Origin of the sequence: Wylensekiella montiformis, from assembly GCF_009697385.1 — a bacterium.
Lineage (GTDB): Bacteria > Bacillota > Negativicutes > Selenomonadales > Selenomonadaceae > Selenomonas_A > Selenomonas_A montiformis.
The window spans coordinates 12,121-33,537 of record NZ_VUNL01000011.1 but is presented as its reverse complement, the minus strand read 5'-3'; the positions used below and the strand labels follow the sequence as shown (position 1 = coordinate 33,537).

Sequence of the window (21,417 nt, the reverse complement as noted above, 5' to 3'; positions counted from 1 at the left end):
ATTATCATAATAGGGGAAGAATGATTTGTGTTCAAAGTATCGTCTATCGTCAGATTTTATCATGACCTCGCTCCCTTGGCATTCCCGTTTTGCGGCTGAAGTCGAAGCAAGGATTATGTCAGGTCTTGGAAGGAAGATAATATGAACAAGAACATCATCAATGGGCCCTACCTTCTGGATCCACATGACACGCAAATTACCGTGGCATGGGAGACGGTTGCATCGGAACCGTTCAAGGTGACGGCCAGAGCGGCGGATGGAACAGAATTTTTTGGGGATGTGTGCTGCAGGCAGGAGGAACCCTGTCGTGAATATCCCAAGGGAGCTTTTTTGTATACGGCGGTAATCCGGGACCTTGTGCCAGATACAGAATATGCCTATATGGTCAGTGGAAACGGCGAAGTAGCGGCAGCATCCTTTCGGACGCTGCGCAGAGAGCCGCAGTCCATCCATTTGCTGACGCTGTCGGATTCTCATCTTTTTCATAACAATGAGGCTTTTAAGAAGGCTGTGACCGAAGAAAAACCGGAAATCATTCTTCATGGAGGCGATATTTCGTTTGGTACCGGGTACCAGCATGATCAGTACAAGGACAACTGGTTTCACAAAATTTCGGAGATCCTTGCACGAACCCCGGTTTATTATATTCATGGGAACCATGACGACGGCCCCTTTTATGATGCGTTCTTTGCGGCACCGCAGGGGCGCACGGTTCATACTCCGGATGGCGGCAATACGTTTTCCTTTGACTACGGTCCCGCGCATTTTACGCTGATTGACAGCAACCCCTGGGGGCTGTTTGAGATGAATGCGGTGAATTCCGAGGTGCCTCTTGACCCGGAGACGCGCAGACATATTGATGATATACTGCGCTGGGTAGAAGAAGATCTGACGAGTCCGGCGGCCCGCAGGGCAAAATGGCGTATCCTCATGATGCATCATCCATATACCGATTCGTTCAATAACCGCTATATCGTACCGATTGCCGAGCGCTGCAAAGCGCAGCTTGTTCTGGGGGGACATCTTCATTATTATGTCAAGGCTGTTTCGGTGGACCCGAAGGTGGGAGCTCGTACGGTTTATGTTTGCGAGGGCAGCGCTCAGGATCCGGAGGCGGAATATACGAAAAACACAGGCGAAAAACGTCTCCTGAGTGAATTTCCGGAGGTTGTAGCAACAGGCCGGAGCAATTATGGAATTCTCGACGTGACGGAGAAAACGCTTACGTATCGGCTCTATGGATTTTTGGAAAACGGCAGTAAAAAGCTTGTTGATACGATTTGTTTGACACATGATGAGCCGGATATTCGTCTGACCGATATTGAACTGCGTCGATTGGATAATAATGGCAACGTGGAAATTCGGGCCTTGGCAGAGAATCGCGGTACGGCTATGGCCGAGGTGTCAATCAGTCTCTTTGACAATAAGATGGAGCATACCATCAATTTGTTTGGCAATGAAGAGAACAGTCAGGTCGTGACGCTGGAACCGGGAGAGAAGCGTAAAGTGGAGTCTGTTTATCAGGCTATGCAGCCCGGTGAGCATCTTTTGTGTGTCGGTGATACGGAACTCAGGCTTGTTGTATTTGAGCCTACCCAGCTGTCGTTCGCACATATGCGGGTGCAGCCCGGAAGGGGGGAGTCAGCGGACTGCATGGTTGCGGGGATTGAGGCGACCAATAATCTCGATCATGAGATTTTTGTTTCGGTGCCGCTCTATATCAATCAGCGCATAGCGGAAACGAAAAGTCTGTTTTTTCGCGCTCATGAGAAACGTTATATCGAGTTTCATTATAAATTTCAGCAGGGCGGCGAATATCAGGTCAGTATCGCCGACCAGCTTCCCAAAGAGGTATCCATAGAAGGCGGTATTCGTATTATCCCGCGCATTTTGGATAAATCCGGCCGCGGACATACAGCGCTGCTGCATGGTTCTCCGAAAGTTCGTGAGATCGATGGACACATGGAAGTGGCTCTTGAACAGTATGGTGACTATATTGAGATTCCCGCGAGCCGTGATCTTGAAGCACCACAGGGCTTTACTGGTATGGTGTGGGCGAACATCGAGCGTCTGGCAAGAGCCAGTGAGATGGGACATAATCCGCTGATGGTTCGTGGAAAATCGGTCGGATGGGGAGCGACGTACTGTCTGCGCATGGTAGTGGAACGTACCGGTGGATTGAAATGGGGCATCTGCCATGATATTACAGAATATTCCTGGCAGGGCGGAGAAGCAAAAGTTGGCAGCTGGGCTCAGTATACGATGACGTTTGATAAGAAAGCCGGCGGTGATTCCTATTGTGATGGGCAGCAGCTGGCGCATGTTGCCGGCGTCTCAGCGGAAAGTGAGATCCGTCAGTGGGCGGATCAGCCGATTTTTGTCGGTTATTCTTATATTGGCCACGTAATCCCCGATATTGGCCGCCCCAAATATTTTACTCATCTGCCGGGGCGGATCGGACAGGTCCGCTTCTATGAACAAGGACTGACTGCGGAAGAAAATCGGGAAATCTGCGAGAATCCGGAAGCGGAGGGGCCAAAACGTGAAGCTCTTGCTGTATGGCTGGATTTCCGCAATATTCTCAAGGTAGGTACGCATACGACAGAATGGCGTCATCCGGCCATTTACAACACATCCTTTAAGACGCAGAAAAAATATTGGCGCTTTACGCAGTTGAAAGCCAGAACGAATTTACCGCTGCAGGCAGGGCTGAAGGCTACGGTCGAAGTATCGGATGATATGGCAACGGTCAAGGGGAGCAGGCAGATCGTCCTTAAAAATGGAACGAATTATGTTGATCTTTCCGGCCTGCCGGAAGCGCAGTTTTTGCGTATTGTAACGGAGTTTTCGGCTGAAGTAGGTCCGGATGGCACTTTTGTGCCGGAGCTTTTGAGTTATCAGGTTGTGGCTTCAAATGGACGCGATTTTACGGATATGTTCTGGTCGACGCGCCCCGACTGGGAACGCGGCCGCTTCACCGGCGCCGTCGGCTTTCCGCCAGTCGACCGCCTGCGCGACTATCCCGAATACACCGACGTCATCCATGGATGACAACCTCTCAATCTTTTTTACGGGGACAGGATCATTCCTGTCCTCTTTTTGGTGTCGGAGCGCATTCGACGGAACACCGAAGCAAAAACAGGTCCTCATGCTTGACCGTAGATGTGTGCAAAAAAACCGGCTGCATGGAATCCATGCAGTCGGTTCGTTTCTCTAGTTCAATCGAAATTCATGATAATGGTCTTTTCTTCCGTGAGTTCGCGGATAGCGTACTCGGGGCCTTCTTTGCCTATGCCGCTGTCCTTGACGCCGCCGTACGGCATGTTGTCCATGCGGAAGCTGGAGCCGTCGTTGATGACGACGCCGCCTGCTTCGATATGCTCGGCTGCGTAGTGGGCGATGGCGAGAGAGCTTGTGAAGACGCCGGCCTGCAGGCCGTAGCGGGAGTTGTTGACGCCGGCGACGGCTTCTTCAATCGTGTCGTAGGGGATGATCGAGAAGACGGGGGCAAATGCCTCGTTCTTGACGACATTCATGTCGGGTGTTACATCGGTGAGAATGGTCGGCTCGTAGAAGGCACCGTGGCGGTGGCCGCCGGTCAGTACCTTGGCACCGGCGGCTGCGGCATCCTTGCCCCATCCTTCGATGCGGACGGCTTCTTTTTCCGCAATCATCGGGCCGAGGCAGGTCGACTCGTCGCTGAGTTTGCCGCTCTTGAATGTCTTGGCAAAGGCGACGGCGTAGCCGCAGAACTCTTGGTAGATGCTGCGCGAGACGTAAACGCGCTGGCAGGAGATGCAGACCTGGCCGGCGTTGAGGAAGGCGTACTTTGCGCAGAGCTCGGCGACTTTCTTGACATCCTTGACATCTTCATGCACGATGTTGGCGGAGTTCGAGCCGAGCTCGAGAGCCACGCGCCGGAACCCGGCGGCTTCCTGCAGGGATTTGCCGACGGGGACGCTGCCCGTGAAGGAGAACATGCGGATGCGCGCATCCCTCGTCAGGTATTTGCCGACGAGTGCACCGGGGCCGGTCAGCAGGTTGAGGCAGCCAGCCGGCAGTCCCGCCTCGCGGAAGACGTCGCAGAGCAGGGCGGCCGTCAGCGGCGTGGCGGAGGCCGGCTTGTAGATGACGGTGTTGCCGGCCGCGAGCGCCGGTCCGATCTTGTGGGCGGCGAGATTTACCGGGAAGTTGAACGGCGTGATGGCACAGACGACGCCGAGCGGCTGGCGGATGGTAAACGCGAGCTTGTGCTGGCAGCCCGGCGCGCCGGCGAGCGGGATCGTCTCGCCCTTGAGGCGCTTGGCTTCTTCTGCCGAGAGGATCAGCGTCTGGTAGGCGCGGCCGATCTCGCCGCGGGCATCGCGCAGCGGCTTGCCTGCTTCAGCCGACAGCGCTGCGGCGAATTCTTCGGTGCGCTCGCGCATGAGGTTGGCGGCCTTGAGGATGATTTCGTAGCGCTCGTAGGCAGAGAGCTTGACCTCTCGGAAGGCCTTCTCGGCCGCGTTGACGGCCGCACGGCATTCCGCCTCGCCTGCGACGGCAATCTCGGCAATGATTTCGTTCGTCTCTTTATTGTAGACAGGGACGGTCTTCTCGGTTATGACTTTCTGACCGCCGATGTACAAGGGCTGTTCTTTCATGAGAATACCTCCTAAACAGTTCAATTGCTGATCAACGCATCATTGTGGGTTTCTCGACTTCCTCTTTGTGTATCGTGTCCGGCGTGATGAGCTGGATACGATTTGCGGTACAGTATGACTGGTATTTTTCAGGGGGAAGTCTGTTGGTGACGATGTATTGAAACTCTTTTAAAGAACAATAACTCATCAGAGACGCTACATCGAACTTAGAATCGTCAACAAGGAGGAAGTGTTTGCAGTCCTTTTCAATGAGGCAGCGTTTGATCTCACATTCCAGCGGAGAAGCATTGGTGGCCCCGTGCTCGAGGGATATGCCTGTACTGGCAAGAAAAACCTTTGATATGTTGCAGCGGCGTAAAACCTGTATGACCTGTGGCCCGACAAAGGCTTTCGATGGCGAGAACAGGGACCCGCCTGTAGCCAATACATTGAGATTACTATAATTGGAAGCGGCATTGATCACATGAACACTGGCCGTGACAATGGTCAGATGTTGCTTCTCAGTCAAATGCGGAATCATGTGCATGGTTGTCGTGCCTGAATCGATGTAGATGACGTCTCCGTCATGAACAAATCCGGCTGCCATGTGCGCCACTTGTTTTTTTGCTTCTGCATTGCGGCTTTCGCGGGAGGCAAAAGGTTCCGGATTTCCGGAGGACTCTGCAAGAACGATGCCGCCGTAGACTTTTTTTATGATGCCCTGTTGTTCAAGTTCTGCGATGTCACGGCGTATGGTGTTTTTTGAGACCTGAAAGGTATCACAGAGGTCATTGATGGAAATGTTGTGTACATCGCGCAACATTTCATGGATGCGATTGATTCGATCAATTTTCATGCGGATCACCTGCTTTATCTGTCTGCAGAAGTTCCGCGCAGTGAATCATGTTTCGTGAAACTTCATCAACAGACATTCAAAAAATAATCATGTTATGAGTATGTTTTATAAATTTATTATAATCGAAACGATTGGGATGTACAAGGGAAAAACGAAAAAATATCGTTTCGTATGACGCGCACTGTTTTAAGTTATAAGGAAGAAACGTAATGATTATTCGCAGTTATCAGAAATCATGAGATTTGGTAAAATCTTGCTTAAATCATCAAAACCATATTGACAATTATCCTTAAAAGTATTAAATTTAAACCATAAGATAATCAAAAGTTTATCAATAATAAACTCAATATAATGTGGTTTGGAATGGAGAGTGGAAAACATGGGTTATACGTTTATGGTTCCGGCAAAGATCATCTCGGGCACGAATGTCATTGAAGAACTCGGCCAGCACATCCAGGGCAAGGGCACGAAGGCCCTGATCGTCACGGATCAGTTCATGGTGAAGTTCGGCAATGCGGCGAAAGTCGAGAATGCACTCGCCAAGGCGAATATCCCGTATGTCACCTTCGCTGGTGCCAATTCGGAGCCGACGGACAAGATCGTCGATGCCGGCCTGAAGGTATACCGTGAAGAAGGCTGCGATTTCCTCGTCGCGCTCGGCGGTGGCAGCCCGATGGATACGGCAAAGGCCATCATGTTCATGTCGACGCAGCCGGAAGGCAAGAAGATCAACGAGTTCATGCATGTCAACATCGACATGCCGGTCCCGTATCTCGTTGCCATCCCGACGACGGCTGGCACGGGCTCTGAGGTCACGAAGAACACGATCATCGCTGATACGGAGAACAACGTCAAGATGCTGCTCGGCGGCCCGTCCATCATCCCGGCTCTCGCTGTTGTCGATCCGACCTTCACGATGACGGCTCCGCCATCTGTCACGGCTGCAACGGGTATCGATGCGCTCTGCCATTCGATCGAGGCTTACACGAGCCGCAAGGCACAGCCGCTGACCGATACGTTCGCCCTCTCGGCCATCAAGAAGATCCACAAGAGCCTGCCAATCTGCTACAAGGATGGCAAGAACGTCGAAGCCCGCCTGCAGATGAGCATCGCGGCAACGGAAGCCGGCATCGCCTTCAACAATGCCTCCGTCACGATCGTCCATGGCATGAGCCGCCCGATCGGCGCTCTGTTCCACATCGCACACGGCGTCTCGAATGCCATCCTGCTGCCAGCCTGCATGAAGTTCGCCATCGAGGAGAACACGGCACGCTTTGCCACGATTGCCCGCGTCATGGGTGTTGCGGATGACGCTACGCCGGACCACGATGCAGCTGAGGCATTCGTCGCAGAGGTCACGCGCTTCTGCAAGGAAGTCGGCATCCCGTCGGCAGAGTCCCTGCTCGAGCAGCGCGGCTTCAAGAAGGAAGACTTCCTCGCACAGCTCGACAAGATGGCTTCCGATGCGCTCGAGAGCGGCAGCCCGCAGAACACGATGCGCATCCCAACGAAGGAACAGCTCATCGAGATCTACAAGGAACTCTTCTGATAAGCTGGGAATTCGCACGATAGAATAGGAGGGGTGGTCATGCCACTCGTACATTTGACAGACCTCATAAGCAAGCCGGACAACACATACGCGATCGGCGCGTTTAATGTCTCGGATATGGAGATGGCCATGGGAGCCATCAAGGCAGCGGAAGAGCTTCAGGCCCCGCTGATCCTGCAGATCGCCGAAGGCCGCCTGCGCTACTCGCCACTCGACCTGCTTGGCCCTGTGATGATCGCGGCCGCCAAGAAATGCTCGATGCCGACGGCCGTTCATCTCGACCACGGCAGCACGATGGAGACGATCAAGCTCGCGCTCGACCTCGGCTTCACGTCCGTCATGTTCGACGGTTCGAAGTACCCGCTCGATGAGAACATCGCCCGCACGCAGGAAGTCGTCAAGCTCGCGAAGCGCTACGGCGCTGATGTCGAAGGTGAGATTGGCCGCGTCGGCGGCGCGGAAGGCGACTACAAGAGCGTGGATGTCCTCGTCACGAGCGTCGAGGAAGCCAAGCGCTTTGCCGAGGAATCCGGCATCGATGCGATGGCCGTCGCAATCGGCACGGCGCATGGCAACTACAAGGAGACGCCGAAGCTCCGCATCGATCGCCTCAAGGAAATCCATGCAGCCGTCAAGACGCCGCTTGTCCTGCACGGCGGCACGGGCCTGACGGAAGAGGACTTCAAGAATTGCCTTGCCAACGGCATCCAGAAGATCAACATCGCCACGGCGTCGTACGATGCCTCGGCTGCGAAGATCAAGGAAGTCGCCGCAGCGAACCCGCAGGCAAAGTACTTCGATTTCAGCGATGCCATCGTACAGGGTACCTGCGAGAACGTCAAGAAACACATGCACATCTTCGGTCTCGAACAGAAGGCATGAGGAGGATAAAGATATGGCACTCATTAGCTTTGATGAAAACAAGAAACGCGATGTCGTCCTGATTGGCCGCGTCACGCTGGATTTCAATCCGAATGAACTGAACCGCACCTTGGACAAGGTCAAGACCTTCTCCATGTACCTCGGCGGTTCGCCGGGCAACATAGCCGTCGGCATCAACAAACTGGGCAAGAACGTCGGCTTCATCGGCTGTGTATCCGACGACCAGTTCGGCGACTTCGTCCTCAATTACTTCAATGAGCGTGGCATTGACACGTCCCAGATGACGCGCGCCAAGAACGGCGAGCGCATGGGCCTGACGTTCACGGAGATCAAGAGCCCGACGGAGTCGAGCATCCTGATGTACCGCGACCAGGTCGCTGACCTCGAGATTGCGCCGGAAGATGTCGATGAGCAGTACATCGCCGACAGCAAGATCCTGATCGTCTCTGGCACGGCGCTCTCGAAGAGCCCGTCGCGCGAGGCCTGCCTGCTGGCTGTCCAGTACGCCAAGAAACATGGCACGCGCGTCATCTTCGATATCGACTACCGTCCGTACAGCTGGCGCAGCAAGAAGGACATCCAGATCTACTACTCGCTGCTCGCGAGCATGGCCGATGTCATCATCGGTTCGCGCGATGAGGTCAACCTCACGGAAGGTCTCGATGAGGAGGCAACGGAGCCGGCAGATCACGTCATCGCCGAGAAGTACATCGAGCAGGGTGCCAAGATCGTCATCATCAAGCACGGCAAGAAGGGCTCGATCGCTTACACGGCCGACAAGAAGGCCTACAAGGTTGAGTCGTACCACATCAAGCTGCTGAAGTCGTTCGGCGGCGGCGATGCGTATGGCAGCGCCTTCGTCTATGGCCTGCTCGCAGGCTGGACGGTGCCGCAGGCTCTGCAGCACGGCACGGCACACGCCGCTATGGTCGTCGCAAGCCACAGCTGCTCAGATGCCATGCAGACGGTTGAGCAGATTGACGCCTTCATGCAGGAACATAAAGACGAGAAAGTCATCACGGAATTGGATTGGGAGGCAGCATTATGAGATTCGGTCGCTTAGGTCAGCTCAAGCACGGCTACAATGCAATGACGACGCGCGAGAGCGATATGCTCATGGATATCGGTTACCAGGAGATGGATGAGAACGAGATCGTCGAGTTCGAAGATCCCCTTCAGGAGACGGCCTTCGTCATCACGACGGGCGATGTGGAGATCTGCTGGAATGGCAAGAAAGAGCTCATGCATCGCGAGTCGCTGCTTGACGAGAACCCGTACTGCCTGCACGTGCCGCACGGCGTCAAGGTCGTCGTCAAGGCCCTGAAGAAATCGGAGCTTCTGATCCAGAAGACGCTCAACGACCGCGACTTTGAGCCGGTCTTCTACCGTCCGAAAGATGTCCAGGCTGACGTTTTCGGCGGCGGCGTATGGCAGGGCACGGCAGAGCGCACGGTCCGCACGATCTTCGATTACGACAATGCGCCGTACTCCAACATGGTCAACGGCGAAGTCATCATGACGCCGGGCTGCTGGACGGGCTACACGCCGCACAATCATCCGCAGCCGGAAGTCTACACCTACAAAGTCGACCGTCCGCAGGGCTTTGGCTGTGCGTTCATCGGCGACAACGTCTTCAAGATCGAGGACAACACCTGGTCGGAGATCTCGGGCGGCTACATGCATCCGCAGTGCGCAGCTCCTGGCTACGCCATCTGGTACAGCTGGATGATTCGTCATCTCGACGGCGATCCGTGGAAGAAGACGCGCAATGACCTGCCGGAGCACACCTGGCTGCTCGAGCCGGATGCCGATTCGAAGATCTGGCAGCCGCACAAGAAGTGATAGCGTATCCGCGACGTGGTGAAACGTGGCATAGTGGAGGGTATTCCAATGGCTAAGACAATCAGACTCACGGTAGCACAGGCTCTCGTGAAGTTCCTCAATAATCAGTACGTAGAATTTGACGGCAAAGAAGTGCCGATGTTCGAAGGCATCTTCGGCATCTTCGGCCATGGCAATGTCATCGGCATCGGCCAGGCTCTCGAAGAGGATCCGGGCCATCTGATCATGCGCATGGGCCGCAATGAGCAGGGCATGGCACACGCAGCGATGGGCTTTGCAAAGCAGAAGCGCCGCAAGCAGATGTACGCCTGCACGTCTTCTGTCGGCCCGGGCGCTGCCAACATGGTCACGGCAGCTGCTACGGCTACGGCAAACTGCATCCCAGTCCTGTTCCTGCCGGGCGACACGTACGCTGACCGCCAGCCGGATCCGGTACTCCAGCAGATGGAGCAGACGGTAAGCCTGACGACGACGACGAACGACGCTTTCCGCGCCGTCTGCAAATACTGGGACCGCGTCACGCGTCCTGAGATTCTCATGACGGCCTGCATCAATGCGATGCGCGTCCTGACGGACCCGGCTGAGACGGGTGCTGTCTGCATCGCTCTGCCGCAGGATGTCGAGGGCGAGGCTTGGGATTATCCTGAGTACTTCTTCCGGAAGCGCGTCCATCACATCGACCGCGTAAAGCCGACGGAACGTGCCATCGAAGAGGCTGTCAAGGCCATCGCGAAGGCTGAGCGTCCGCTGATGATCTTCGGCGGCGGCGTCAAGTACTCCGAGGCAGAGGCGGTATTCCAGAAGTTTGCTGAGAAGTACGGCATCCCGTTCGGCGAGACGCAGGCCGGCAAGGGCACGATCACGTGGGAGCATGAGCTCAACATGGGCGGCGTCGGTGAGACGGGTGGCCTTGCAGCCAACACGCTCGCCAAGGATGCAGATGTCGTCATCGGCGTCGGCACGCGCTACACGGATTTCACGACGTCCTCCAAGTGGATCTTCCAGAACCCGAACGTCCAGTACGTCAACATCAACGTTTCCCGCTTCCACGCTTACAAGCTCGATGGCATCCAGGTTGTCGGCGATGCCGGTGCAGCACTTGAGATGCTCGACGAGGCACTCGGCAAGACGGGCTACCATGTGTCGGATGCCTATGCTGCTGACATCAAGGCAGCCAAGGAAGCCTACACGAAGGAAGTCGAGCGCGTCTTCCACATCCAGTTCGGCGACAACTTCGTGCCGGAAGTCAACGATGACTTCGACTACAAGGCAGCGGAGAAAGCCTATAAAGAAGCAGTCGGCGGGACGCTGCCGCAGACGCGCGTCCTCGGCCTGCTCGAGGAGTACATGGATCCGAACGGCATCATTGTCGGTGCATCGGGCTCCCTGCCAGGCGACCTGCAGCGCGTATGGCGTCCGAAGACGGTCGGCAGCTACCATGTCGAGTATGGCTTCTCCTGCATGGGCTATGAAGTAAATGCGGCGCTCGGCGTCAAGCTCGCTGAGCCGCAGCGCGAGGTCTACGCTCTCGTCGGTGACTATGCTTACATGATGCTCCATTCGGAACTGCCGACGTCCATCGCTGAGGGCAAGAAGATTAACGTCATCCTGTTCGACAACATGCAGGGTGGCTGCATCAACAACCTCGAGATCGGCCACGGCCAGGGCAGCTACGGCACGGAGTTCCGCTTCCGCAACGAGAAGACGGGCCAGCTCGACGGTGCCTATGTACCGGTTGATTTCGCCATGAACGCTGCTTCCTACGGCTGCAAGAGCTACACGGCTCACACTGAGGAAGAGCTCATTGCAGCGATCGAGGATGCTAAGAAGCAGAAGGTCTCGACGCTCATCGACTGCAAGGTCATGCCGAAGACGATGGTCCATGGCTACGGTGACTGGTGGCGTGTCGGCGTCGCACAGGTCTCCAAGAGCAAGAAAGTCCACGACTGTTACGAGAAACTCATGAAGCCGCATTACGATGCAGCTCGCAAGTATTGATCCGTTTTCTTGTCTATCTTGTGTATGGAGGGCACCTGCCGCACCTGCGGCAGGCGGGCCCTGTTGTATAAATTGAAGTTTGGGGGTTTATCAAATGGCTAATATCAAACTTGGCATCGCTCCGATTGCTTGGACGAACGACGACATGCCGGACCTCGGCAAAGAGAACACGTTTGAACAGTGTGTCAGCGAGATGGCTCTGGCTGGCTTCACGGGCTGCGAGATCGGCAACAAGTACCCGAAAGATCCGGCTGTCCTCAAGAAGGCTCTTGACCTGCGCGGACTCCAGATCGCCAGCGCATGGTTCAGCTCCTACCTCCTCACGCAGCCGTACGAGCAGGTCGAGAAAGACTTCATCAAGCACTGTGAATTCCTCAAGGCCATGGGGGCGAAGTTCTGCAATGTCGCAGAGCAGGGCACGAGTGTTCAGGGCAAGCTCGACAAGGCCGTTTTCCGCGATAAGCCGTACAACACGGAAGAGCAGTGGAAGACGCTCGCTGAGGGCCTCAACAAGCTCGGCGCTGTCGCCAAGAAAATCGGCCTGACGATGACGTACCATCATCACATGGGTACCTGCGTCCAGACGGCGGAAGAGATCGACCGCCTCATGGAGATGACGGATCCAGACCTCGTATTCCTGCTCTACGATACGGGTCATCTCGTCTGCTCCGGTGAGGATCCGATCTACATCCTCAAGAAGTACCTGCCGCGCATCCGCCACATACATCTCAAGGACATCCGCATGGACATCCGCAACAAAGTCAAGGAAGAGAACATGAGCTTCCTCGCAGGCGTCCGCGCAGGCATGTTCACGGTCCCGGGCGATGGCGACTTCGACTTCGGTCCGGTCTTCGACATCATCAATGACAGCGACTACGATGGCTGGTTCATCGTCGAAGCTGAGCAGGATCCGGCCAAGGCCAACCCGCTCGAGTATGCGATCAAAGCTCGCAAGTATATCAAGGAAAAAGCACATATCTGATTGCCGGAAGGCATCGGATTCCCAGAAAGACTGCTCTCCTGTCCACTATGGGCAGGGGAGCCTTTTTTCTGCCGGTTCACCGTTTCTCTTGGAATCATTCAGGATCATCTAGAAAGGAATTATCTCCATGGGCATTAGCATGATTGTCTTCAGCCTGATACTTTTGATGTTCTTCGCGTATCGTGGCTATTCTATCATCTTCATCGCACCGATTTTCGCCGTCGTCGCCGCCATCGGCAGCGGCCACGCCTCCATGCCGGTCTACAGTGAGATCTATATGACGAAAGCCGCGGAGTACATCAAGACGTATTACCCCGTCTTCCTGCTCGGCGCCGTCTTCGCCAAGATCATGGAGCAGGGCGGGCTCGCGGCGGCCGTGGCCGACAAGATCGTCTCGGCGCTGGGCCGCGACAAGGCCATTCTGGCCGTACTGCTCGGATGCGGCGTCCTGACGTACGGCGGCCTCTCTGTCTTCGTCGTCGCCTTTGTCATGTACCCATTTGCTGCCATCCTCTTCAAGCAGGCTGATATCCCGAAGCGTCTGTTGCCGGGGCTGCTCTGGATGGGTATCTTCACCTACAGCATGGTGGCCATCCCGGGCACACCGCAGATCCAGAACATCATCCCGACGTCGTTCTTTGGCACTTCGACCTGGTCGGCTCCGGTGCTCGGCCTCATCGGTGCCGTACTCTACTTCGGACTGGCCTGGGGCTGGATCAGCTATCGCCACAAGAAACTCAAGGCAAAGGGTGAGGGATACGGTCATCATGTGCTCAATGAGCCGGAGGAGTCGCGGGAGGCTCTGCCGGACTGGCTCCTGTCCTCACTGCCGCTGCTTCTCGTTATCGTGCTGAATCTCCTGATCATCAATCCGTTCCATTGGGATTGGGCGTACCACTGGGATCCGGAAAGCCTCGACAGCTTCATCCCACTGCACCTCTCCCTGCTCGCGGGCGGCGTCGACAAGGTACAGGCCATCTGGTCCATCAATGCGGCTCTTATCGTGAGCTCCATCGTCGCGGCCATCATCGGCCGCAGACGGCTGAGACTCAAGGGCGGTCTCTCAAAGCCCATCAACACGGGAGCCATCGGCTCGACGACGGCCATCCTCAACGTAGCTTCAGGCTACGCCTACGGCTGTGTCATCGCAGCCTTGCCAGCCTTCACGATCATCAAGGAAGCATTGCTCGGCCTGCACCTCGGCGACGGCCCGCTGATGTCTGCCATCGTGACGACGGGCATCATGACGGGCGTCACGGGCTCTTCCTCGGGCGGCATGACGATTGCCCTCGGCATGCTCGGACAGGAGTGGCTGGCCTGGGCGCAACAGATCGGCATGAGTGCAGATGTCCTGCACCGCATCATCTGCATGGCCTCTGAGTGCATCGACACCGTGCCGCAGTCGGGCGCACTCGTCACACTGCTCGCCGTCTGCGGCCTGACGCATCGCGAGTCGTATTACGACGTTGTGATCCTGACGCTCCTGAAGACGCTTGTCGTTTTCGCCTGCCTGGGCGTCTACCTGATGACAGGTATTGAATGACGAGCAGCAGAAATCGAGACGCTAGAAAAAGGAGGATGTCTCATATGGACGAAGCGACAAAACGAAAGACGTATTTCCTGTTGGCGGCGACGACGATCATCTGGGGCATCCAGCCGCTCTGCATCAAGTGGCTCGTGACGACCTGGTCGCCTGTGACGATCACGGCCATGCGCTACTACCTGATTGGCACGACGCTCCTGGCACTCTCCGTCTACCGCGGCGAGCGCCTGCTGCCGCCGCGCAGCTGCCTCCTCGGTCTCTTCTTCATGGGGGTCACGGGCATTGGGCTCAATAATGTTATGCAGTTCACGGGCCTCGCTATCTCGACGGTGACGAACTGCACGCTGATCGCGGCGGCCAGCCCCGCCATCACGGCATTCATGGCGGTCATCTTCGTGAGCGAGCGGCTGAGCCTGCTGGCCTGGGGAGGCATCGTCCTGTCCTTCCTCGGCGCGCTGCTCGTCATCAGCCACGGCTCGCTCAACGTGATCCAGAAGATGTCGTTCAATGCAGGCGATATCCTCTTCCTGCTCGCGCAGGTGGCCTGGACGACGTATTCCCTGATCGCCCTGAAGATCATGCGGCGCATGTCTGCGCTGCAGACGACGGGCTGGGCCGGGCTTTTCGGCGCCTTCATCGTGACGGGCTACGGCCTAGTGACGGGGCAGTTTGCGCCCGTCATGCTGACGCCCACGCTCTGGATTGCGTTCTTCTACACGGTCATCTTCGGCGGCGTCATGGCGATGCTCTTCTGGAATATCGGCGTGCACAATGCCGGTGCCAGCGTCACCTCCATCTTCCAGAACATCACGCCAGTCGTCGGTATGATCGGCGGTGTCCTCTGCTTCGGCGAGGTCATCGGCATCATGGAACTGCTCGGCGCAGCGGCCATCTTTGGCGGCGTCTACCTGACGACACATGGCGGCCTTCGGTGAGTCGGCCCTCAGAGAGATTACTAGAAAAGCGGTCAGATGCATGGCGTTTGACCGCTTTTCCATTGTTTCAGAGGCAAAAAACAATATTTTATAGCAAGATAATTCGACCTCATAAATATAGCCCCAATAAAGCATTGAAAATACCAATGATGATAACAAAATAAAATCATAACATGCTCAAGAAAGACAAGAAAATATAGATGAAATAGTGCGAAAAATATTAATATAGTATCTGGATAGAGATGGAGGCAATTTCCTCCACGAGATATCACGCGTAGGATCTTTTTATTTTCAATCTGGGAGGGGTTTTCAATGAGTAATCCAGGAGCAGCTCCGGCTGAATCCGGTGCGCATCTGCCCTGGCTGACGCGTATTGCGTACGGTCTCGGCGATACGGCACAGAACGTCGTCTGGGGTGCAATGGGCATCCTGACATTCTTTTACACCGATTACGCGGGCATCGACCCGGCCATGGTCGGTCTGGTCATGTTGATTTCCCGCTGCTTCGATGGTTTTTCCGATGTCATCATGGGCTTCCTCGTCGAGCGCACGAATTCAAAATGGGGCAAATCGAGGCCGTGGATTCTCTGGATGAGCGTGCCATTTGCCATTTCCATCGTTCTCATCTACACGGTGCCACATGGTTCCTCGGCTATGCAGTTTGCATACCTGTTTGTGACCTACAATCTCTGCACGACGGTCTGCTACACGGCACTCAACCTGCCGTACGGCTCGCTGTCCGCGATGATGACGCGCTCATCGAAAGAGCGTGATATGCTTTCCATCACGCGTATGTGCCTGTCTCCCTGGGGCCGTATCCTTTCCGTCTCGGCTACGCTGCCGCTCGTCAAGGTCTTTGGCGACAATCAGATGGCCTGGGTCGAAGTCATGAGCGTATGGGCTGTCGTCGCCCTGTTGCTGCTGCTCTTCTGTTTCTCGAAATGTAAAGAGACGGTCGTCATCGAGGCGCGTAAGAAGGTTGCTAAGGTACCAGTCGGCAAAGCGCTTAAGTGCCTGGCCGTCAACAAATACTTCTGGGCTGGCATGATCATCTGGATGATGCAGAACGTCATCTTCACGATCACCGGTACCATTCTGCCGTATTACTGCAAGTACATCTTCATGGATGATTCGCTTTACAGCGGACTGTACCTCTTGGAGACGCTCATCACGATCTTTGTCATGGCCGTCTTCAGTCCAAGACTCCTCAAGCGTTTCGGCAAGCGCAATATGAGTCTTTACGGCGTTAGCCTCTGCTTTGCCGGTCATGCGATCTTCCTGCTGAACCCGACGGACTTCAACTGGGTCGTATTCAGCTGCGTCATTCGCGGCATCGGCTTTGCTCCGGTCCAGTCCGTCATCTTTGGCTTCCTCGGCGATGCTGTTGAGTATGGCCAGTGGAAGACCCACATCCGCCAGGAAGGTCTGATCTTCTCCGGCGGTTCTGTCGGGACAAAAGTCGGTTCCGGTCTTACGAGCGCCATCCTTACCGGTCTGCTCGCTTATGTCGGTTATGTTGCCACTTCATCGGGAGCCGTTGTTCAGTCACAGAATGTTATTGATATGATTGTTTCGATTTATAAATGGGGACCGCTGCTGGTATGGGCTGTCCTGATCGTCGTTCTTGTCTCGTATAAGCTGGATAAGGCCTATCCGCAGATCATGCGGGATCTCGTTGCCCGCGAAGCCAAGGGGGAACTCTAAGCGCCTTGGATGGGCATGATCTTTTTCATTCATCTTATTGTTTATAATCCGAAAGGAGAGCACGCATATGAAAACAAATACGATGGTTACCATTACGCGTCAGTACGGAAGCGGCGGACGAGAAATCGCCGATCTTGTGGCAAAAAAAATGGGGGTACGGCGTTACGACCGCAAAGTAGTGGCCATGGCTGCTGAAAAGCTGGGAGATGAGACGAACTTTCATGATCTCATAGAACGTTCGTATAATGCTCCGGATAATTGTCTGGGCAATCTTGGCGACTATGCGTATGAGCGCGTACCACAGCATAATCGCATGTACATTGAACAAGCCAAGGTTATTCTCGGTATAGCGCGGGAGGGAAGTGCGGTTTTTCTTGGCCGCTGTGCGGACTATATCCTTCGGGATACACCGAATACGTTTTCCTTTTTCATCTATGCGGATAATGCGTTTCGTCAACAGCGCGCCAAGGCGCAGTATGTCGGTTACACGCTCAAAGATCTTGATGCGGAAGAAAAGCATCGCGCTCAGTATTATGCGTATTATACGGGACGCACCTGGGGGGATCCGCAGAACTATGATCTTATGATTAATACGAGCAATCTGCCTCTGGAGGCCGCTGCGAATCTTATCCTTTCCTACATTGAGATGCGTCAGAACGCTGATCGGTAATTTAGCAAAAACAGGATGACGGCATGAAACTTGGTTTCATGCCGTCATCCTGTTTTTTGGAGGAGAACGTTTTTGGGGCTGACGGAAAAGGAAAACATGCCTGTTAGGAGGAAGAGCTGCCATTTTTCAGGTTGTCCATTTTCGTCGATATTCCCCCGGTGTCATGGCGAGCGCTCCCTTGAATACATTTTGGAAATAGTTGGAGTTATTGTACCCGACTTGGGCTGCGATCTGTGTGATTGTCATGTTGGTATTGATCAGAAGGTTTTGCGCCTCGCCCAGCCGGCGAAGGATGACATATTTCATCGGGGAAAGTCCGATTTCCGCTTTGAAGAGGTGGGCGAGGTAATAGGCGTTGGTATGGATGGCTCTGGCGATATCGTCAAGGCGCAGATCCTCCCTGTAATTTTTGTCAATGAACGCACGGGCACTGGTTACGAGTGTCGGCACCGGTTGATTTTCGGGAATACCGTGTTCGCGCAGGAAAGCGGTGAGCTTTGTCAGCAGAGCCATGGTGAGATAGTGGGCGATTTCGATATGGCTTCGGGCTTCCTGCTCAATGGATTGAAAAAGATGAAAGAATTCCTGAAAGGAGTCTTTTGCCGACTGGACAGGAGAAAGGCCAGCTGGCAAAAGGTGATCCGGAGGGAGATTTTCGATGCGCAGCCCGCTGACAGCGATGCAATAGGTGCCAAGTTTGTTGTCGATGCTGCCAAATTCATCGTGAACGGTGCGGCTGTTGTAGAAAATCAGATCGCCTTTCCGTGCGGTATAGCGTTTTCCGTTAATCATATAGATGCCGGTCCCTTGATAAACAAAGAGAATTTCACAAAGCTGATCGTGTTCATGCATGCTGCGCGGCATAGAGGAAGCGTCTTCACCGACATGACAGACATATTCGAGGCGCGGTGCTGTATTTTTGCAGAACGTCGAATGATAACGATGGTTTGGTGCGTATTGCAGCAAGGATAGTTCCCCCTTCCTGACCGGACAGACAGCATAATAGAACGTCTTATGGGTTCGAAACGATAGGATTCCTGTTTTTATTTTAGCAGAATATTCATTTTTACGCAAATAGTTAATCTAAATTTCATCGAAATATACTCAATATATAATATTTTTGCGAAGAAACTATTCAAAAAAGGATCCGGATAAAATCCGGATCCTCTGTACGAAAACAATGGCGGGGGGAGCCATGATAATGAAAGGAAACGAAAGAATCAAGGGATATCCTGCCGTCGTGGCGGCAGTGAGGAGGGGTTACAGTCCATATTGTTTACAGATCTCGGCAATTTTGACCGGGCGATGCTCCTCGGCGGACTTTTTCGCTGCAAGGCCGATAAGAACCGGCTGCAGGCCATCATTGGCATTGACAGGCGTCGGTGTATCGTTGACAATGGCTTCGATGAATTGATTGACTTCATTGGCATAAGCCATCATATAGCGTTCGAGAAAGAAAAACATGGGCTTTTCTGCAATGACGCCATCCTGACAGCTGTAAACTGCATTGGAATCGGAATCGTTGGAAATGGCAACACATCCCTTTGTGCCAAAGACTTCTGCACGCTGATCGTACCCATAGCAGGCGGCACGGCAGTTATCAATGACCGCTGTGGCACCGTTACTCAGCTTCAGCGTGATGACGGCAGTGTCCAGATCTCCGGCTTTGCCGATTTCCGGATCGACGGTTACAGAGCCTTCTGCGTAGACTTCTTCGACTTCTGCACCGGAGAGGTAGCGAACCATATCAAAATCATGAATCGTCATATCGAGGAAGATACCGCCGGAAACTTTTACATAATCAATGGAAGGCGGTTCCGGATCGCGAGAAGTGATTTTTATGATTTGCTGCTTTCCTACCTTTCCGGCAGCGACAGCATCGTGAATGGCTTTGAAATTGTGATCGAAGCGGCGATTGAAGCCAACCTGATATTTTTTGCCAGTTTCCTTAACGACGTTGAGAACCTCTTTTATCTTATTGACATCGTGGTCAATCGGCTTTTCACAGAATACATGCTTTCCGGAACGAAGCGCTTCAATAGAGAGCGGAGAATGCTGATCAGTGGAAGCGCAGATCAGGACAGCATCGATTTCCGGATCGTTGAGAATGTCATGATAATCTTTGGTCACACGATCAACGCCGAGCGATTTCGCCCAGGCTTCTGTCTTTTCATTCATAAACGGGTCTGCGATGGTTTTTACCGTGGCATTTTTGACAAATTTTGAAATGCTCTCGCCGTGTACGTGACCAATGCGTCCTGCGCCGATAATACCTACTTGAATCATTTTGGATAACCGCCTTTCCTTTTTGATGAAGAACTTTTGATCATATGTATTGTTTGTATTGATTAACTTTATGATTATTATATCATGCAGAGTAGTATTTGTTCTTCGTTTTTTTGGTGTAATTTTTTGAAATATTCAAGGACATAGCGGAATTTCGACGGAAAGGGAATCGTAATGCTATAATATCTTGCGTTTCAAGCGTGAAAATGCTGTTTTTACCATTGTTTTTTTGTCAGGACGAGGTCGACGGCATTGAGGACTTCGTTTACGTTTTCCGCGGTGATGACAAGAGGCGGCTGGAAGGCCATGACGTTGCGGCCTACGCCGTTTTTGCCGATGATGAAACCTCGGTCCTTGAGCTCCTCTAGAACGTCGTCGAGGATTTCGGGAGCTTCGGAGCCGTCAGCGTGGATGAATTCGGCACCGTCCATGAGGCCGAGGCCGCGTACGTCGCCGATGACCGGATGTTTCTTCTGGAGTTCACGCAGGCCGGCGCGCAGCTGCTCGCCGCGCTCCATGGCGTTCTTGGCGAGCTTGTGCTCTTCGATGTAGCCGAGAACGGCGAGCGCTGCTTCGGAGGAAACCGGGTTGCCGCCAAGCGTTGATGCGCCCGGGCGGGTATAGGTGTCGGCGATCTTGCTGCTCGCGATAAAGGCTGAAATCGGCGTGCCGTTGCCGAGGGCTTTCGCCATGCACATGATGTCGGGGACAACGTCGTAGTTTTCAATACCAAACATTTTTCCTGTACGTGCAAATCCAGTCTGGACTTCATCGATAACCAGCAGAGTACGGTATGTTTCAAGGATTTCTCTGACGCGCTTAAAGTAGCCCTTCGGCGGCACGATGCAGCCGGCATTGCCCTGAATCGTTTCGGCGATAAAGGCTCCCGGATGGCCGGATGTTGCCGTTTTGATGAGGTCTTCGATGGCGTTGGCACAGGCGTAGTCGCATTCCGGGAACTTCTTGTTCATCGGGCAGCGGTAGCAGTTCGGGTTCGGGGCAAAGTGAATGCCGCCGACCGGCGTCGGCGCTGTGCGCCACATCGTAAGGCCCGTGACGCTCATGCCGAGTTTCGTGCGGCCGTGCAAACCGTGGCGCAGAGCGATGATTTCGCTGTTGCCGCTGTATATCTCGGCCAGCAGCAAAGCGCCCTCGGTGGCCTCAGAGCCCGTGGAGCAGAAGAAGGACTTCTGCAGGTCGCCCGGCGTGATCTCGGCGAGTTTTTCGGCGAGATTGACGAAGTTTTCGGTCAGGTAGATGTTGCAGACGTGCTGGAGTTTATCGGTTTGAGCTTTGATTTTTGCCGTGATTTCGGGATTGCAATGGCCGCAGTTCATGACGGATACGCCAGCGTACATGTCGAGGTATTTCTTGCCGTTGCTGTCCCAGAGGTACTGCATCGAGCCTTTGACCATCTGCTGCGGATTCGAGTAGAAATGCGCTAGGCACGGCATGATATATTTCTTTTTCTTTTCAATGATGGCCTCGGGGCCAATGTATTTTTGTTTTTCCATTTATCGGTATCCTTTCTTAAGACGCCCTCCGGCG

At 54.2% G+C, this 21,417-nt stretch carries 16 protein-coding genes; 11 read left to right on the top strand and 5 right to left on the bottom strand.

What is annotated here, in order from left to right; all coding sequences use genetic code 11:
* Positions 1-141: 141 nt before the first annotated feature.
* On the top strand, positions 142-3,051 hold the full coding sequence (locus tag FYJ78_RS09830; protein WP_154621220.1) for a metallophosphoesterase: 2,910 nt from the start codon (positions 142-144) through the stop codon (positions 3,049-3,051).
* A 167-nt stretch (positions 3,052-3,218) separates the two neighbouring features.
* Here the strand turns inward: FYJ78_RS09830 and FYJ78_RS09825 are convergent, their stop codons facing one another.
* Together FYJ78_RS09825 and FYJ78_RS09820 are read right to left on the bottom strand one after the other, a co-directional pair.
* Complete coding sequence (locus FYJ78_RS09825; RefSeq protein ID WP_154621219.1) at positions 3,219-4,643, bottom strand: aldehyde dehydrogenase family protein; 1,425 nt, start codon at positions 4,641-4,643, stop codon at positions 3,219-3,221.
* 31 nt (positions 4,644-4,674) lie between these two features.
* Positions 4,675-5,478, bottom strand: coding sequence for a DeoR/GlpR family DNA-binding transcription regulator (locus FYJ78_RS09820; protein WP_154621218.1), 804 nt, complete (start codon positions 5,476-5,478; stop codon positions 4,675-4,677).
* A 379-nt stretch (positions 5,479-5,857) separates the two neighbouring features.
* Here FYJ78_RS09820 and FYJ78_RS09815 point away from each other — a divergent pair, with 379 nt between their 5' ends.
* From FYJ78_RS09815 to FYJ78_RS09770, 10 genes are all read left to right on the top strand, one after another.
* Positions 5,858-7,027 (top strand): iron-containing alcohol dehydrogenase, encoded by a 1,170-nt coding sequence (locus FYJ78_RS09815; protein ID WP_154621217.1) that lies wholly within the window; start codon positions 5,858-5,860, stop codon positions 7,025-7,027.
* A 39-nt stretch (positions 7,028-7,066) separates the two neighbouring features.
* Entirely contained in the window at positions 7,067-7,909 is an 843-nt protein-coding gene (locus FYJ78_RS09810) for a class II fructose-bisphosphate aldolase (RefSeq protein WP_154621216.1), read from the top strand.
* A gap of 13 nt (positions 7,910-7,922) precedes the next feature.
* Entirely contained in the window at positions 7,923-8,957 is a 1,035-nt protein-coding gene (gene iolC / locus FYJ78_RS09805) for a 5-dehydro-2-deoxygluconokinase (RefSeq protein WP_154621215.1), read from the top strand.
* Complete coding sequence (locus FYJ78_RS09800; protein WP_036375835.1) at positions 8,954-9,751, top strand: 5-deoxy-glucuronate isomerase; 798 nt, start codon at positions 8,954-8,956, stop codon at positions 9,749-9,751. The genes iolC and FYJ78_RS09800 overlap by 4 nt, the downstream gene beginning before the upstream one ends.
* Positions 9,752-9,799: 48 nt before the next feature.
* Complete coding sequence (gene iolD, locus FYJ78_RS09795; RefSeq protein WP_154621214.1) at positions 9,800-11,749, top strand: 3D-(3,5/4)-trihydroxycyclohexane-1,2-dione acylhydrolase (decyclizing); 1,950 nt, start codon at positions 9,800-9,802, stop codon at positions 11,747-11,749.
* A gap of 94 nt (positions 11,750-11,843) precedes the next feature.
* On the top strand, positions 11,844-12,731 hold the full coding sequence (gene iolE / locus FYJ78_RS09790) for a myo-inosose-2 dehydratase (RefSeq protein ID WP_154621213.1): 888 nt from the start codon (positions 11,844-11,846) through the stop codon (positions 12,729-12,731).
* Between the two features lie 127 nt (positions 12,732-12,858).
* Entirely contained in the window at positions 12,859-14,274 is a 1,416-nt protein-coding gene (locus tag FYJ78_RS09785) for a GntP family permease (protein ID WP_154621212.1), read from the top strand.
* Positions 14,275-14,318: 44 nt separating this feature from the next.
* Complete coding sequence (locus FYJ78_RS09780; RefSeq protein WP_154621211.1) at positions 14,319-15,209, top strand: DMT family transporter; 891 nt, start codon at positions 14,319-14,321, stop codon at positions 15,207-15,209.
* 312 nt (positions 15,210-15,521) lie between these two features.
* Positions 15,522-16,913: an MFS transporter gene (locus FYJ78_RS09775; protein ID WP_154621210.1), complete on the top strand. Its 1,392-nt coding sequence runs from the start codon at positions 15,522-15,524 to the stop codon at positions 16,911-16,913.
* Between the two features lie 67 nt (positions 16,914-16,980).
* A complete protein-coding gene (locus tag FYJ78_RS09770; RefSeq protein ID WP_154621209.1) occupies positions 16,981-17,583 on the top strand; it encodes a cytidylate kinase-like family protein in 603 nt (200 codons plus the stop codon).
* 126 nt (positions 17,584-17,709) lie between these two features.
* Here FYJ78_RS09770 and FYJ78_RS09765 read toward each other — a convergent pair whose 3' ends face one another.
* The 3 genes from FYJ78_RS09765 to FYJ78_RS09755 form a co-directional block, all read right to left on the bottom strand.
* Positions 17,710-18,549 carry a helix-turn-helix transcriptional regulator gene (locus FYJ78_RS09765; RefSeq protein ID WP_235899990.1) on the bottom strand — a complete coding sequence of 280 codons (840 nt, stop codon included), beginning with the start codon at positions 18,547-18,549 and terminating at the stop codon, positions 17,710-17,712.
* A gap of 294 nt (positions 18,550-18,843) precedes the next feature.
* Positions 18,844-19,869, bottom strand: a complete 1,026-nt coding sequence (gene iolG, locus FYJ78_RS09760; RefSeq protein ID WP_154621208.1) for an inositol 2-dehydrogenase — start codon at positions 19,867-19,869, stop codon at positions 18,844-18,846.
* Between the two features lie 215 nt (positions 19,870-20,084).
* Positions 20,085-21,383 (bottom strand): aspartate aminotransferase family protein, encoded by a 1,299-nt coding sequence (locus FYJ78_RS09755; RefSeq protein ID WP_154621207.1) that lies wholly within the window; start codon positions 21,381-21,383, stop codon positions 20,085-20,087.
* Positions 21,384-21,417: the final 34 nt, after the last annotated feature.